Raw genomic sequence first — 15,479 nt, 5'->3', positions numbered from 1 at the left:
GTCTGGCATGCCAGACGGCTGGGCGGCTATCTCTCGCCGGCGTGCACCTCGAGTTCGAGTTCGACGAATGCGGTGATCATGGCGCGGTATGCGGCCTCGACCACCGCCGGCGATGCCCCGGCGGCAATGGCCTCCTCGCGCACCCGTGCGATCACGGTCTCGACCCTGGCCGGCGCGCGCACGGCGTCGCTGCCCTGCCCCGCCTTGGCGATCCCGGCGCCCTCGACGAAACGCTGCCGCGCCGCGATCAGCGCGATGATCTCGCGGTCGAGCGCATCGATGGCCGAACGGATGTCGGAGAGATCAGGCGACGGGTTGTTCACACGATGCAGCGTACTGCTCGGAGGCCGCTTCCCGCCTGCGGGCGACAGCCGTGCTCACTCGGTCGATGACCAGGCCGAGGACGAGGGCGATCACGACGCCGATGGCGGCTCCGAGCAGTGGCTGGTCCTTCACCCAGTGCCCGGCGAGCACCCCGATCAGCACGGAGTAGACCGCCCAGCATGCCCCGGCCAGCACGGTCAGCGGCCAGAATCGCCGGTGCGAGAAGCCGGTCGCGCCCGCCGTCATGTTCACCGCGATGCGACCGACCGGAATGTAGCGGGCGACGAGGAGCATGCTGGCGGCACTGCGGCTGAGTCCACGGGCGGCCCAGTCGAGGGCGGCAACGGCGCGGGCATGCCGCATCCACCTGAACCGCGTCGTGCCGACGGTGCGGCCGAGCCAATAGGCGATGTTGTCGCCGGCCGCCGCTCCGATGGCCGCGAGGATCACGATGGCGATCGGATTCGGGGCGCCGGTGCTCACGCCGACCGCGGCGGCGACGACCACGATGCTCTCGCTGGGCACCGGCGGGAAGAAACCGTCGATCACGACGATCGCGAAGACCACGACGTAGACCCACGGCGAGTTCACCGCCGCGATCAAGAAGTCTGTGAGCAATTCCATGGGTGACATCGATTCGAGTCAGAGGACGAGGAGGGAAATCGGGGCATTCTCAGGCTAGGAAGCGGCCACCGCTGCGGCATCGCCCGCAGGTCGCGCACCCGTCATCCGTGTGGATGAGGTTGTCGTCGTCCGAACGGACGGGACGGCCCGGCGGAGCGCCGCGCCGACGCGGCCGCTGCCGAGCAGTGCGACGAGCAGCATCGTCAGCGCCGCGGATGCCGGCAGCGGTCCGAATCCGGCGATCAACACGACGGCGACGCCGCCGGCCCCGAGCACCGTGTCGAGCGCGACGGAGCGCGGGGTCGGTAGAGCGGCGCCGGACACCGGGCGCCGACCGCGCTCGAAGCGGGCGAACAGCGAGACGACCGGTGTCACCGCGAGGCCGACGATGAGCAGCCACAGCGCTCGACTGCTCCACCACTCGGCGCTGAGCGGCTCCGGCAGGGCGAGCCCGGTCGTCGCGTTGAGAATGAGCAGCGCCGCGGCCAGAATGATCAGCACCGGCATATGCCAGATGTAGACCGTCATGCCCCGCTTGCCGAGTTCGTCGATCGCGCGCCGCGCGCGCGGGCGCTCGGCCAGGGCGGAGATGCGGCCGCGGAGGAGCGAGAACAGCATCAGCTGGGCGGCGCCGAGCAACACCAGGCACAGCGTCGGCGGGTTGAGGTTCACGAACATGTCTGCCGGGTAGGGGCCGGCGGTGAGCGCGATCAGCGCGGCGAGTGCGGTGATGATGACGCCGACCCTGGCGCGAGGCGCGATCGCATCGACGTGGCCGTCGGCGAGCCAGAAGCCGAGCTGCTGCACGAGCAGCCAGACGAACAGCAAGTTGAGGAAGCCGATGGCCCCGATGCCGCTGCTCAAGCGGGCGACGTCCACGGCCACGACGGCGGCCAGCAGCAGCACGGGCGTGGCGACCTTGGCGCGTTCGTGTGCGGCAACCATGAGCGGCACGAGCGCGGAGCAGAGGATGTAGACGCCGAGGAACCAGAGCGGCTGACCGATGCGGAATCCGGCCGTCGCCACGAGCTCGGCCGGCATGCCGAGCGCGGCAAGCGCGAGCAGGGCCCCGCCGACGACCACGACGAGCGCGAGTGCCGGCCGCACCAGGCGGTCGATCCTGCCTCGCACATACGATGCGGGGGATACGCCCCGGGCGCGCAGGCCCCGCCACTGGCTGATGCTCGCGAAGCCGCCGATGACGAAGAAGAGCGGCATGACCTGCACGATCCAGCTGACCGGGGCGAACCAGGCCTGCTGCTCGAGCGCGTTCGCCAGAACGGGGCCGCCGGCGCCGACGCTGACGCCGACCATCATCGCGTGCAGGGCGACGACGGCCACGAGCAGCATCGCCCGCACCGCGTCGATGCTCACGTCACGGCCGCTCACCGAACGGCCGGCTACGTCTCGGCCGGTTCGCGCGGCATCGGCGATGTGCTCGGATGCCAGAGCGGCCCTGCTCCGCGGCTGCGGTGTCGAGCCGCTCAGTCGTTCTGGCGCGATCGTCACGGTTGGTCCCCTTGCCCGGGCGGCGCTTCCGCCCGTGACGGCAGGCTAAGGAGACGGTGAATGCGTGGACATCACCCCGGGGAGCCGTTCGTGGCCCGTACGGCGGTAGGGGTCTGGCGGCAGGCTACGCGCCGGGAGCAGCGGGGGAGCCGCCGCCCGGCTGCACCAGCGCGACGTCATAGGCGAAGACGACGGCCTGAACCCGGTCGCGCAGACTCAGCTTGCCGAGCACCTTGCTGACGTGGGTCTTGACGGTCTGCTCGGCGATGAACAGCGCCGCCGCAATCTCGGTGTTCGAGAGCCCGCGCCCAACGAGCGTCAGCACCTCGACCTCGCGCTCGGTGAGCCCGGAGAGCAGAGCGGTGTCGGTGCGCGGCGGCGGGCCGGAACGGGCGAAGTCTTCGATCAACCGCCTGGTCACGCTCGGCGCAAGCAGGGCGTCGCCGCCCGCAACGATGCGCACCGCGGCGACGAGATCCTCGGGGAGTGCGTCCTTCAGCAGGAAGCCGCTCGCACCGGCCCGCAGGGCCTCGTAGACGTAATCGTCAATGTCGAACGTCGTCAGCATGAGCACATGGGGAACATAGTCGCTGCTGCGGGGCGGCTTCTGCAGGGCGCGGGTCGCCTCGAGACCGTTCATGACCGGCATCCGCACGTCCATCACGATCACGTCGGGGCGCAGCTGATGGGCGAGCTCCACCGCCTCCTGCCCATTCGCGGCCTGACCGAGCACGGTGATGTCGGGCTGGGCACCGAGCACGGCGGCGAAGCCGGCGCGCACCATGGCCTGGTCGTCGACGACGAGCACTGAGATTGTCACGGCTGAATACGGCCCTTCGTGTCGTCGTTCGGCAGATCGGTTCCGGTGTCGGCGGATGCCGAGATCGGCAGCGTCGCGAGCACCCGGTAGCCGCCGTCCGCGGTCGGGCCAGCGTGCAGCCCGCCACCCAGCATGCTGCACCGTTCACGCATGCCGATCAAGCCGTGACCGCCCGTGGAGGGCCGACCACCGTCGCCCGCCCGAACGGCGCCTGCTTCCAGCGGTGCCTCATTCTCGACACAGAGCACGATGGCGCCGTCGATCAGTTCCGCGCGCACCGAGGCGATTGCGCCGGGGGCGTGCCGCACGACATTGCTGAGCGACTCCTGCGCGATGCGGTAGGCCGCGGTGCTGGCGAGGCCGTCGACCGGCAGATCCGGCGCGACGTCGACGGTGACCACGACGCCCGCGCGCTCGATCGACGGCACGAGGTCGATGATTTGCGCGACACCCGGCTGCGGCATCTCCTCGCCGTGCGAGTCTTCGCTGCGCAATACGCCCAACAGCCGCCGCATCTCCTGCATCGCCGCCCGCGCGGAGGCGGCGATGTCGCTGAACTCTGTGCGAGTCGCTTCATCGAGCTGCGGCAGTCGGTACGGGGCACTGGACGCCTGCACCTGAATGACCGACATGCTGTGTGCCACGACATCGTGAAGTTCGCGCGCGATGCGGTTGCGTTCCTCGACGAGCACACGGCGCTGTTGCTCCGAAGCGCTTTGCCGGCGCTCGGTGACGAGTTCGCCGCGCATCCGCACGCTCTGGGCGAGCAGGCGGGCCAACAGCAGGGCGAAGGCGCTGATCGCGGTCGTGGTGACCACATTGGCCACGATCCCTTCGACCGTGGCGATCTTGCTCTCGCCGGCGCCCGCGTAGAGCAGGATCTGCAGAGAAGTCGCGGCGCCGATCGCCCAGGCGGCGACGCCGACCACGATCGGGCGGAGCAGCCCGAGCACCACGAGCATGCCGCAGAACGTGAGCAGACCGGGCACGGCGAGGGGCCACGGCGCGCCTGGGGCGACTGTGCCGAACGCAATGAACAGTGACGTGCCGGCGACCCAGCTGGCGATCGACCACTGCGGCGCGATGATGGCCAGCGGGATGCTGCCGCTCTGCAGGATGCCGACGGCGAAGGCGGCGAGCACCGGGAGCTGGTAGATCGTGGCCGAGAGCGGTACGCCGATGCAGAACAGCACGATCGCGAGCGCACAGGAGGCCACCCAGAGCAGGAATCGTTCTTGCTCGGGGGTGCGCGGCATCCGCGGCGTTCTCGGCGCTCGCGGTGCCCGCGGTGCCGGCTGTCGTCGTTCTCGTGCCATCATCGTGCTGCCACTCTGACACGAGGGGCCGGCCGGCGCATCACTCCCCGGAGGGGTTCCGCCCCCTACCGGGGTAGCGTGCTGCCCCCGGTCAGCATGCGACGTCGCCCGCCAGTTGGCGCAATCGGCCCCTTTCCGCGGGCTGATGGGGCCGATTGCGCCAACTCGCGGCTAGCTAGCGGGCGGGCGCCAGCCAGCGGCGCAGCAGCCGTGTCACCGTCGGCAGCATCACATAGGTCATGATCGGCGTCAGGCAGAGCGTCGTGATGAGCACGCGGAGCGCGGTCGGCAGGCCGTCCCAGCCGGGAGCCAGCCAGCCGACGAGATAGGCGAAGGCCACGTTGAGGGGGAAGAACCCGAGCCAGATGGTGATCGCCTGCTTCCAGCGGGGCGGTACCGCGGAGGCCGCACCGGCGTGCTCGACGGTGATCGCCGTCGGCTCATCGAACCAGCCCTCGATTCCGGTGCGACGCTCGGTCTTCTGCTCGTGCACGAAGCCGCTGCCGGTCTCGAGCCACCAGGCGCGCTCCGGTGATTGTTCCCAGTGCAGGAGGGCGGCGGCATCCGCGAATCGGTAGAGGATGTGCCAGCGCGTGCGGTCGGAGCCGGAGCGCACCCAGCCGGATCCGAGGAAGCCGGGGTAGTTCGTGGCCAGGTTGATGCCGGTCTGCATCCAGGCCGTCGCCTCCGTGATGCGCGCCGGGTCGACGGTGCGCTCAATCGAGACGGTGATGGGGGAGTTGTCCATGTTCTCAGCCAAGCGCACCGACATTTCGGTGATGTGTCGTGGTGGGTGTGATGATGTGCGCGGCGGATGCCGAGAGCTCAGGCAGAGACGGACTCCGCCGTGCGATCGAGTGCGGGATCAACCGCGGGATCAACCGCGGGATCGACCGCGGGGTAGAGCGCGTCGAGGGCGTCGACGAGCGGAGCCAGCTCCGGCACCTGCTTCGCCTGCTCGACGGCCTCATGGAGCGTCGCGTCGTGGGTGGGGCGTGCCTGCTCGAGCAGGGCGTCGCCCGCTGTGGTGAGCTCCGTGTAGATGCCACGCCGGTCGTCGACGCAGAGGATGCGGGTGAGCAGGCCGCGGTCTTCGAGCCGGGTGACGAGCCGGGTGGTCGCGCTGCTGGAGAGCGCGGTCGCGCGTGCGAGCTGCTGCATGCGCATGTGCCAGCCGTGCTGACGGCTGAGCGCGTCGAGCACGGTGTACTCGACGACCGACAGCCCGTGTTCGCTCTGCAGCGCCTTCTCGAGCGCTGACTCGATGATTCCGTGCACGGCCGCGAGCGCACGCCAGCCCTGGGCGCGGATCTCCACTGCGTCGTCGGCGATTCCCATGTGCGTGCTCCTCTCGTGCTGCCTGCGGCAACTATAGCAGCTTGCGCCGATAGAACGCGTGTGCAAGTATTTATGCAGCGCGTGCAACTACTGCGCACGCTGCTAATTGCACGCGTCATCCGATTGATGCCGCGGCACCTCGACGCGTCATTCGACGCGCGCTTCGTCCTGTCCGCGCTTCGCTATCTCTGGGAGAAACCGCATGCCCATCGCCCTCTACGCCCTGGCCATCGGTGGCTTCGGCATCGGCCTCACCGAATTCGTCATCATGGGGCTGTTGCCGGAGGTGGCCGCCGATTTCGCCGTCTCGGAGACCACAGCCGGCTACCTCATCTCCGGCTACGCGCTGAGCGTGGCCGTCGGCGCCATCGCGCTCACCGCCGCCCTCACCCGGGTCGACCGCAAGAAGGCACTGCTCGGCCTGATGGTGCTCTTCATCCTCGGTAACCTCGTCTCGGCGCTCGCACCCGACTACTCCACGATGATGATCGGCCGCGTCATCGCCGCTCTGTGCCACGGCGCATTCTTCGGCATCGGCGCGGTCGTCGCCGCACAGCTCGTCGCCCCGAACAAGCGGGCAGCCGCGATCTCGGTCATGTTCGCCGGGCTCACCATCTCCAACGTGCTCGGGGTTCCCCTCGGCACCCTGCTCGGCCAGGCCGCGGGGTGGCGCTCCACCTTCTGGGCGATCACCGTCATCGGCGTTTTCGCGCTCATCGGCATCGCCGCGCTCGTTCCCGCCCGCACCGGCACGGATGCCACGGGCAGCCCCGGATCCCTGCTGCAGGAGTTCCGCGTCTTCGGCACCCCTCAGGTGTGGCTCTCCATCGCCGTCACCGTGCTCGGTTACGGCGGCATGTTCGGCGGCTTCACGTACATCGCCTTCACCCTCACCGAGGTCAGCGGCTTCTCCTCCTCCGCGGTGCCGTGGCTGCTCATCCTCTTCGGCGCGGGGCTCTTCGTCGGCAACATCCTCGGCGGCCGCGCCGCCGACAAGAACCTCGGCCTCACCCTCGTCGTGCTCCTCATCGTGCTGACCGCCGTGCTCGCCATCTTCGCTCTCACCGCAGGCAACCCGGTCATGGCGATGGTCAGCCTCGTGCTGATGGGCGGCTTTGGATTCGCGACCGTGCCGGGGCTGCAGATGCGGGTGATGGCGCACGCCGAGGCGGCACCGACGCTGGCATCCGGGGCCAACATCGCCGCGTTCAACGTCGGCAACGCGTTCGGCGCCTGGATCGGCGGGCTGACGCTCGCCGCCGGGCTCGGCTACACCTCGCCACTCTGGGCCGGCGCGGCCGTCACCGCCGGTGGCCTGCTCGTGTTGCTCGTCGCCGTCTTCGCCCCCGGCGGCGAGTTCGCCAGGCGGGCCCGCCCGGCCCCCGCCGCGGCCGCCGCGGCTGCGGGCGCCAGCCCCACCTCGCCGACGGCCGTCGTCGCCGCCCAATCCTGACCCCACTCCCACCACCCCAACACAACAAGGATCCCCATGTCGCTCACCCACACCATCCCGACCATCACGCTGAACAACGGCGTCGCCATTCCGCAGATCGGCTTCGGCGTCTTCCAGGTGCCGGATGCCGAGACCGAGGCCGCCGTGAGCGCCGCGCTCGAAGCCGGCTACCGCAGCATCGACACCGCGGCCGTCTACGGCAACGAGCGGGGCGTCGGGCGGGCGCTCGCGGCGTCCGGCATCCCCCGCGAGGAGCTCTTCGTCACCAGCAAGCTCTGGAACAGCGACCAGGGGGCTGGCACTCGCGAGGCGGCAGAGGCCAGCCTCGACAAGCTCGGACTCGACGCCCTCGACCTCTACCTGATCCACTGGCCGGCCCCGGCGAACGAGCTTTACCTGCAGAGCTGGACGGCGCTCGAGGAGTTGGCGGCAGCCGGCCGCAGCCGGGCGATCGGTGTCTCGAACTTCCTGCCGGAGCATCTCGAGCGTGTGATCGCACTCGGCGGAACAATTCCGGCCGTCAACCAGATCGAGCTGCACCCCGCACTGCGTCAGGCCGAGACCGTGGCGTTCAACGCCGCGCACGGCATCGCCACCGAGGCGTGGAGCCCACTCGCGCAGGGCGCGATGCTGAGCAACCCGGTGATCGTCCAGCTGGCCGAGGCCATCGGGCGCACACCGGCGCAGGTGATTCTGCGCTGGCACCTGCAGCAGGGCCGCATCGTCATCCCCAAGTCGGTCACGCCCGCGCGCATCGCAGAGAACCTGGCCGTGTTCGATTTCGAACTGGATGCCGTGGCCCTCGCCGCCATCGATGCGCTCGAGCCGGCCGCCGGTGCCGGCCGCGTCGGACCGCACCCCGCCGAGTTCAGCGGCTGACCCGGCCGCCCGCCGCCCGCGATTCGTTCGTGACATGGCGCAACCTGCCCCTTGCGGCGGTCTGAAGGGGCAGATTGCGCCAACTCGCGGCGCGACCGCTAGCCGAGCTGTGCGTGCAGGAAGCCGGCGACACGGGCGCGCATCGCCTCGTCCAGGATGCCGATGGAGTGGTCGTCGCCGGGCACGACGACGTACTCGACGCCGATGCCGGCGGCATCCAGCACCCCGGCGAAGGTCTGGGCCTGTGCCAGCGGGATGAACTCGCTCGCCGCATGTCCGATGAAGAAGGGCGGGTCGCTCCGGTCGACGAAGGTCGACGGCGAGGCGTCCTCCGCCTGCGGGCAGAGCGTCCACTCCTCGCAGCCGAGATAACGCGTGATGATCGTCTGCAGCAGCTCGTTGCCACCGTCGCGGAGCACCGCTTCCCGGCGCAGGTCCGTCGGCGCCGAGAGCTCGGCGACGGCGGCAACCCGGCTGCCCTCATCCAGCGGCCCGGTTCCGCGCGTGCCGAGCAGCGCAGCCAGATTGCCGCCGGCCGAGCCGCCGAACGCGCCGATCCGCGCCGGGTCGATGCCGAAGCGTGAGGCGTTCGCCGGGGTGCGCATCCACTCGACGGCCAAGGCCACGTCGTCGATCGCGGCAGGGAAGAGGGCCTCGGGTACGAGGCGGTAATTCAGCGAGTAGGCCACGAAGCCCTCGCTGGCCAGCCAGCTGCAGACGTTGCGCCAGTCATCGTTGGCCTTGTCGCCGCGGGCCCAACTCCCGCCGTGGATCGACACGATCGCAGGCAGCCCCGCCTGCGGCACATCCCCAGGTGCGTCCTCCGCGCCCGGCAGAGTCGCGTCCGGCAACGGCGTATCCGGCAGCGTCGCGCCAGGCAGCATCGCGTCCGCCGCGACCGCGTCCGCTTCGACCGCGTCCGCTTCGACCGCGTCCGTCTGCACCGCATCGGCCCGCACCGCATTCGCCGCGGTCGCTTCGGTTGCGGCCGTGTCGGCCGGGCGGCAGACATCCAGGGTCAGCAGCGTTCCATCGTCGCGGGTGCCGTACGTCACGTCTTCGATCACCCGGATCCCGCTCGGGGCGGTGAAGGTGCGGATGCCGATCACCTCGGGCGTGGTGAGCTCAGAGACCGCGATGTCACCGGCATCGCCGAGCTCGCGCACCCCGATGTGGAAGCCGCTGAGCAGCAGCGTCGCGACCAGTCCCGCGCTGAGCGCCGCGAGCACGGTGAAGACCCGAGTGCGGCGCGAGCGGCCGAGCACGGCGGGCTTCGAATTCACTTGTTCTCCGAGTTCGGGTCAGAGCGAGTGAACTGAGCGTAGGCCATGGGTGCAGCGCCGAACGAATCGCCCGGCGAAACGGCCGGCGAGCGGCGTCATTCAACGACCGATCGTGCCATCGCCATGGCGTCCAGCGGCTTCGCCATGCAGACGCTGAACTGCTCGCCGATGTACTGCCCGAACTGCGCGATCTCGGTGTACCCGTGCCTGGTGTAGAGAGCGAGCGCCGGCGCGTGCAGCGGGCCGGTCTCCAACACGAGTCGGCGGATGCCGCTGGCCCTGGCATCGATCTCGAGCCGTCGCAGCAGCGCTCCGGCCACTCCGCGCCCGCGCGCCGCGTCGCTCACGAACATGCGCTTCAGCTCGGCGTCTCCCGGCCGGCTGCCGTCGCGCTGCGGATCGAGCACCACGAGCGCGGCGATGCCCAGCGGTGCACCGGATGCGTCCCTGGCGACATAGACGTCGACGTTCGGCTGCTCGAGGGCATCGACGTCGAGCAGGAAGTTGCTCTCCGGCGGGTAGCCGAGGCTGCGGGCGTAAGCGCTGCTCTGTTCGAGCAGCGCGATCAACTGCGGCTGGCGGGGCGCTTCGATGCCGATGATCGGCGCGGCAGGGCTCATGCGGCGAGCCTAGGGCGCGCAGGTTTCGGTGCGGTTACGAGCGCTGCCGCCGCGCGGGCACTAGTGTGTTTTCTATGGCTATAGGATCCACTATTCGGGGCGCGTCGGCACGGCAGGTGCTGGCAGACCACGTCTACGACGATCTCATGCTCGCGCTGGTGGATGGGCGCCTGGCGGCCGATTCCCCGCTCAACATCGACGCCCTCGCGCGCGAGATGGAGATCTCGCAGACGCCCATTCGCGAGGCTCTCGCCCGGCTCGAGGCGACGGGCCTCGTCGTGCGTGCCGCGTTGCGCGGTTACCGGGTAGCACCGCTGTTCACCGTGGACGAGCTCACCGAGCTGATGGAGGCGCGGGAGGTGTTGGAGCCCGACAGCGCATTCCGCGCCTGCGGGCGGGCGACGACCGAGCTGCTCGATCAACTTGAGCAATCGATCAGCGACCTGCGCAACGCCCCCGTCGATGGCGCCGGTGAATCGATCCGGCCGTATTGGGAGGCCGACGAGCGCTTCCACCGGCTGATCGCCGAGAACGCCGGCAACCGATTCCTGCTCGCCGCCTACACCGCGCTCGGCGGCCATGTGCAGCGCTTCCGCCTGTTCGGAGGGCTCGGCGTCAGTGACGCAAGCTACGCCATCGCCGAACACAGCGTCATCCTCGAGGCGATGCGTGCCGGTGATGCCGAGCTCGCCCGCAAGACCATGCACGACCACATCTGCGGCGTGCGGATGCGCTCGATCGCGGACTCGCAGCAGAACTAGACGGCAGCGTTCGCGGTCGCGCCGGGCGGCAGAGTGCCGCGCCGGTGGCACGCGCGGCGGTGGCAACGCGCGGGGGACCGCGCCAGGGGTTGAGCCCGCGCCTCCGGCGCGCCATCGCGGCGCCGCTGTGCGGCGGCGGACGCGGCACACTGCGGGTTGTGTGACAGTGCGCGGTTTGACGGACGCCCATCGACATGTAATCCTATAGGAAACAGGATCTAGCCGATAGGAAAACCCGTCGGCGCACAACGAGGTGTCGAATGCCCTATACCCGCGAGACGTGGCCCATCGCCGCCGCGCTCCACCAGCTCGCCCGCCCAGAGGTGCAGCACGCCGATGCTTCACGCTGGGCCGCAGACCTCGAGCAGGTGGCATCCGTTGGCTTCGATGCCATCGACCTCACCGACAGCTGGCTGCAGATTGGTGATCTCGGGCGCAGCCGCCTCGACGAGTTCCGCTCGGTCACCCAGCAGCTCGGATTGGCTGTGCCCGCCCTCTCGATCACACGCCGCAGCGTGATCGATCCGGTGAACGGCGACGACAACCTCGCCTACACGCAGCGCACCCTCGAAGCCGCGGCCGAACTCGGCATCGGAGTGCTCTCGATCGGCCTGCACCGCCCGCTCACCGCCGCCCAGCGTGAGGCACTCTGGTTCTGGACCGCCGACGGCGCAAAAGATCCCGAGGGCGACGCCGACACCTGGAACCTCGCGGTCACGCGCTTTCGCGAGATTGGCAAGCAGGCGGCAGCCTACGGAATGCTCGTGTCGCTCGAGCTCTACGAAGACACGTACCTGGGCACGTCATCGAGCGCCGTGCGCCTCATCGAAGACATCGGTCTGAGCAACGTGGGCCTCGACCCCGACCTCGGCAACATCGTGCGCCTGCACCGCCCCATCGAAGACTGGCGCGAGATGCTCGCGACCATGCTGCCGTACACGAACTACTGGCAGGTCAAGAACTACACCCGGGTCGAGGCGGCCGGAGGCGTCATCAGCACGCACCCCGCACCACTCGAACTCGGTGTCATCAACTACCGCGACGCCATCCGCGACGCCATCTCGGCCGGCTTCAACGGCGTTCTGTGCTGCGAGCACTATGGCGGCGACGGCCTCGGGGTGAGCGCGATGAACATGCGCTACCTGCGCACACTGCTGCCGGCGGCATCCGTCTCCGAGCGAGGCATTCCCAACGACATCAGCGAGATCAGCACCACCCAGCCGGTAAAGGAGACCGTCGCATGAGCCATTTGATTACGGATGCGGCCACATTCGCCGCCGATGCCATCGACGGTTTCGTGGCGGCCAACAAGCGCTACGCTCGTCGCGTTGACGGCGGCGTCGTGCGTTCCACCGTGATGCCGGAGGGTCAGGTTGCTCTCGTCGTCGGCGGCGGATCGGGCCACTATCCGGCGTTCGCCGGCGTCGTTGGCCCCGGCCTCGCCGCTGGCGCGGTGTGTGGCAACATCTTCGCCTCGCCCGCCACCGGCCAGGTGTACCGCGTGGCCAAGGCGGTTGAGCGGGGCGCGGGCATCCTGTTGAGCTACGGTAACTACGCCGGCGACCGCCTGCAGTTCGGCCAGGCCGAAGAGCGCCTGCGCGGCGAAGGCTACGACGTGCGCACTGTTGCCGTCACCGACGACATCGCGAGCGCACCGGCGGCCGAACGCGAGCGTCGTCGCGGCATCGCGGGCGACCTCACCGTCTTCAAGGTGGCCGGCGCGGCAGCCGAAGCCGGCATGAACCTCGACGAGGTCGAGCGCCTCGCCATTCTCGCCAACGACCGCACCCGCTCGATCGGTGTCGCCTTCAGCGGCTGCACCATCCCCGGCGCAGAGAGCCCCCTCTTCACCGTCGAGCCCGGAACCATGGCCATCGGCCTCGGCATTCACGGCGAGCCCGGCCTTGAAGATGTTCCGGCTCCGACGGCCCGTGGCCTCGCCGAGATCCTGGCGAGCCGCCTGCTCGCTGAGCTTCCCGACGGCGTCGAGCAGGCAGCGGGCAGCCGGGCCGTGGTGCTGCTGAATGGCCTCGGCACCTTCAAGTACGAAGAGCTCTTCACTGTGTTCGGCGCCGTCTCCGCCGAGCTCGAGGCAGCGGGCGTCGACATCCTCGACAGCGAGTGCGGCGAGCTCGTGACCAGCCTCGACATGTCGGGCGTCTCGCTCACCCTGCTCTGGGTCACCGACGAACTCGCCGAGCTGTGGGCGGCACCGGCCGACTCTGCAGCGTTCCGCAAGGGTGCCATCACCGCGATGATCGACGAGAACATTTCGAGCGTCGCGGATGCCACGGCCACCCGCGTACTCGAGAGTGCGACGCCTGCGCAGCAGGCTGCGGCCACCGCTGCGCTCCGGCTGTTGCGTGTGACCCACGACACGATCATCGATAACGCCGAGGAGTTCGGCCGCATCGACGCGATCGCCGGCGACGGCGACCACGGCATCGGCATGAGCCGCGGAGTCGTCGGAGCACTCGCGGCCGGCGAGCGCGTCGTTTCAGAGGGCGGCGGTGTTGTGCGCCTGCTCGCCGAGAGCGGCGAGGCGTGGTCCGAGCATGGTGGCGGCACCAGCGGTGCGTTGTGGGGCATGGCCCTCGCCAGTGCGGGCACGAGCCTCGCTGCGAGCGGCGCTGCCGATGAGAACAGCGACGACACCATCGCAGCGGCATCCGGAGCGGCGGCAATCGCCGCAGCCGTGGCCGCGGGCCTGGTGGGCATGCAGCGTTTGGGCAAGGCCGAGGTGGGCGACAAGACCCTCATCGATGCCTACGCACCCTTCGCCGCAAAACTCACCAGCGGCGTCGCCGCAGGCAACACGCTCGCCGATGCCTGGGTCGCGGCCGCCGCAGTCTCGCAGGCCGCAGCCAGTGCAACCGCCGAGCTCAAGCCTGGCCTCGGCCGTGCCCGCACCCACGTCGCCCGCAGCCTCGGCCACCCCGATGCGGGCGCGATCAGCTTCGCCCGCATCGTGATGGCCGTCGGCGACGCGCTGCAGGCCCACTAGGCCACGCAGCGCTCCACCCCACTTCGCAGAGAATAGAGAGAGTAATGACCGAACCACTCCGCATCGTCATCGGCTCTGATGACGCCGGCTACGAATACAAAGAGGCCTTCAGGGCTCTGCTCGAGGCAGACCCCCGCGTCGCCTCTGTCACCGACGTCGGCGTTGACGCCGCCGGCCACACCGCTTACCCGCACATTGCCGTGAGCGCAGCCCGCCAGGTGAAGGCCGGCGACGCCGACCGTGCGCTGCTCGTGTGCGGCACCGGGCTGGGCGTCGCGATCGCCGCCAACAAGGTGCCAGGCATCCGTGCCGTCACGGCCCACGACTCCTTCTCGGTCGAGCGGAGCGTGCTCAGCAACAACGCCCAGGTGCTTACCATGGGCCAGCGCGTGATCGGCATCGAGCTCGCCAAGCGCCTCGTCGGCGAATGGCTGGACTACCGCTTTGACCCCACCTCCGCCTCTGCCGACAAGGTCGAGGTCATCGAGAGCTACGAAAGGCCAGCATCATGACCGCAACTCCCCGCCCCCGCATCGCGCTGACCCTCGGTGACCCAGCAGGCATCGGCCCCGAGCTTGCGGCCAAGCTGCTCGCCCGCCCCGAGACCACGGCCACCGCCGACGTCTTCGTGCTGGCGGATGCCGCAGAGCTCGCCGCCGCCGCAGCCATCGCCGGTGTCGAGGTGCCCCTCGCCGATGCACCGTCCGTCGGCTTCGCTGTGCTGCTCGACGACAACTCCTGCCCCACAGAGGCCATCCCGGCTCAACAGGTGAGCGTTGAGGCCGGCGCGCGCGCCATCCACCAGCTCACCCGTGCACTCGCCATGGCCAACGCCGGCGAGATCGACGCCATCGTGTTCACTCCGCTCAACAAGACCAGCCTCAAGCTGGCCGGCATGAACCACGAAGACGAGTTGCGCTGGTTCGCACACGAGCTCGGCTACACCGGTGTCACCAGCGAGCTCAACGTGCTCGAAGGCCTCACCACTGCTCGCGTCACCTCGCACATTCCGCTGTCTGAGGTTGCCAAGAACATCACCGCGCCGCGTGTGACCGCGGCGATCGAACTGCTCAACCTCACACTCAAGGGTTCTGGCCTGGATGCACCGCGCATCGGTGTCGCGGCGCTCAACCCGCACGGCGGCGAGAACGGCAACTTCGGCCGCGAAGAGATCGATGAGATCGCCCCGGGTGTCGAGGCAGCTCAGGCTCAGGGCATCAACGTGCAGGGCCCATTCCCGTCTGACACCATCTTCGCCGCCAAGCGCAACGAGTTCGACGGCATCGTCACGATGTACCACGACCAGGGACAGATCGCCATGAAGCTCATCGGCTTCGACAAGGGCGTCACCATCCAGGGCGGCCTGCCGGTCGTCATCTCGACGCCCGCGCACGGCACCGCCTTCGACATTGTCGGCAAGGGCATCGCCGGCACCGGTGCAACCGAGCACGCCTTCGACCTCGCCGTCGGCGTCGTCAATCAGAAGCTGCAGAGCGCTTAGGCGCTCCGCTCCAGGCTTTCGGGGTCGGCCGTCGTTGGCTCGTGGCT

Annotated in this window: 16 protein-coding genes; 7 read left to right on the top strand and 9 right to left on the bottom strand. The window is 69.5% G+C overall.

Features of this window, described 5'->3' with window-relative positions:
* Positions 1-26 precede the first annotated feature (26 nt).
* From ASC66_RS05075 to ASC66_RS05045, 7 genes are all read right to left on the bottom strand, one after another.
* Positions 27-323 (bottom strand): chorismate mutase, encoded by a 297-nt coding sequence (locus tag ASC66_RS05075; protein WP_055835479.1) that lies wholly within the window; start codon positions 321-323, stop codon positions 27-29.
* Positions 304-948 (bottom strand): DedA family protein, encoded by a 645-nt coding sequence (locus ASC66_RS05070; protein ID WP_055835477.1) that lies wholly within the window; start codon positions 946-948, stop codon positions 304-306. The genes ASC66_RS05075 and ASC66_RS05070 overlap by 20 nt, the downstream gene beginning before the upstream one ends.
* 54 nt (positions 949-1,002) lie before the next feature.
* Positions 1,003-2,457: an acyltransferase family protein gene (locus ASC66_RS05065; RefSeq protein ID WP_055835474.1), complete on the bottom strand. Its 1,455-nt coding sequence runs from the start codon at positions 2,455-2,457 to the stop codon at positions 1,003-1,005.
* A gap of 124 nt (positions 2,458-2,581) precedes the next feature.
* Positions 2,582-3,277: a response regulator gene (locus tag ASC66_RS05060; RefSeq protein ID WP_055835470.1), complete on the bottom strand. Its 696-nt coding sequence runs from the start codon at positions 3,275-3,277 to the stop codon at positions 2,582-2,584.
* Entirely contained in the window at positions 3,274-4,533 is a 1,260-nt protein-coding gene (locus tag ASC66_RS05055) for a sensor histidine kinase (RefSeq protein ID WP_055835467.1), read from the bottom strand. Before ASC66_RS05055 ends, ASC66_RS05060 begins: the two co-directional genes overlap by 4 nt.
* Before the next feature lie 235 nt (positions 4,534-4,768).
* Positions 4,769-5,341, bottom strand: a complete 573-nt coding sequence (locus tag ASC66_RS05050; protein WP_055836367.1) for an antibiotic biosynthesis monooxygenase — start codon at positions 5,339-5,341, stop codon at positions 4,769-4,771.
* A 77-nt stretch (positions 5,342-5,418) separates the two neighbouring features.
* The gene (locus ASC66_RS05045; RefSeq protein WP_055835464.1) at positions 5,419-5,931 is read right to left on the bottom strand and encodes a MarR family winged helix-turn-helix transcriptional regulator; all 513 of its coding nucleotides are present in this window, start codon (positions 5,929-5,931) and stop codon (positions 5,419-5,421) included.
* Positions 5,932-6,133: 202 nt separating this feature from the next.
* On the opposite strand from ASC66_RS05045, the gene ASC66_RS05040 reads away from it, so the two are divergent.
* On the top strand, positions 6,134-7,384 hold the full coding sequence (locus ASC66_RS05040; protein WP_055835460.1) for an MFS transporter: 1,251 nt from the start codon (positions 6,134-6,136) through the stop codon (positions 7,382-7,384).
* Between the two features lie 36 nt (positions 7,385-7,420).
* Positions 7,421-8,263 carry an aldo/keto reductase gene (locus ASC66_RS05035; RefSeq protein WP_055835459.1) on the top strand — a complete coding sequence of 281 codons (843 nt, stop codon included), beginning with the start codon at positions 7,421-7,423 and terminating at the stop codon, positions 8,261-8,263.
* 98 nt (positions 8,264-8,361) lie between these two features.
* Here ASC66_RS05035 and ASC66_RS05030 read toward each other — a convergent pair whose 3' ends face one another.
* Both ASC66_RS05030 and ASC66_RS05025 read right to left on the bottom strand, forming a co-directional pair.
* Entirely contained in the window at positions 8,362-9,546 is a 1,185-nt protein-coding gene (locus ASC66_RS05030; RefSeq protein ID WP_055835455.1) for an alpha/beta hydrolase, read from the bottom strand.
* Between the two features lie 95 nt (positions 9,547-9,641).
* On the bottom strand, positions 9,642-10,166 hold the full coding sequence (locus ASC66_RS05025; protein WP_055835452.1) for a GNAT family N-acetyltransferase: 525 nt from the start codon (positions 10,164-10,166) through the stop codon (positions 9,642-9,644).
* 74 nt (positions 10,167-10,240) lie between these two features.
* On the opposite strand from ASC66_RS05025, the gene ASC66_RS05020 reads away from it, so the two are divergent.
* The 5 genes from ASC66_RS05020 to ASC66_RS05000 all read left to right on the top strand — a co-directional run bounded on the left by ASC66_RS05020 (position 10,241) and on the right by ASC66_RS05000 (position 15,432).
* A complete protein-coding gene (locus ASC66_RS05020) occupies positions 10,241-10,927 on the top strand; it encodes a GntR family transcriptional regulator (protein WP_055835450.1) in 687 nt (228 codons plus the stop codon).
* Positions 10,928-11,187: 260 nt separating this feature from the next.
* A complete protein-coding gene (locus ASC66_RS05015; RefSeq protein ID WP_082492017.1) occupies positions 11,188-12,171 on the top strand; it encodes a sugar phosphate isomerase/epimerase family protein in 984 nt (327 codons plus the stop codon).
* Positions 12,168-13,931 (top strand): dihydroxyacetone kinase family protein, encoded by a 1,764-nt coding sequence (locus tag ASC66_RS05010; protein ID WP_055835447.1) that lies wholly within the window; start codon positions 12,168-12,170, stop codon positions 13,929-13,931. The genes ASC66_RS05015 and ASC66_RS05010 overlap by 4 nt, the downstream gene beginning before the upstream one ends.
* 44 nt (positions 13,932-13,975) lie before the next feature.
* Positions 13,976-14,443 (top strand): ribose-5-phosphate isomerase, encoded by a 468-nt coding sequence (locus ASC66_RS05005; RefSeq protein ID WP_055835444.1) that lies wholly within the window; start codon positions 13,976-13,978, stop codon positions 14,441-14,443.
* A complete protein-coding gene (locus ASC66_RS05000) occupies positions 14,440-15,432 on the top strand; it encodes a 4-hydroxythreonine-4-phosphate dehydrogenase PdxA (protein ID WP_055835441.1) in 993 nt (330 codons plus the stop codon). Before ASC66_RS05005 ends, ASC66_RS05000 begins: the two co-directional genes overlap by 4 nt.
* Positions 15,433-15,479: the final 47 nt, after the last annotated feature.

The sequence above is a fragment of the Leifsonia sp. Root4 genome (assembly GCF_001425085.1).
GTDB lineage: Bacteria > Actinomycetota > Actinomycetes > Actinomycetales > Microbacteriaceae > Microterricola.
The sequence above is the reverse complement of the archived record's forward strand: the minus strand, read 5'-3'. Positions and strand labels throughout refer to the sequence as shown.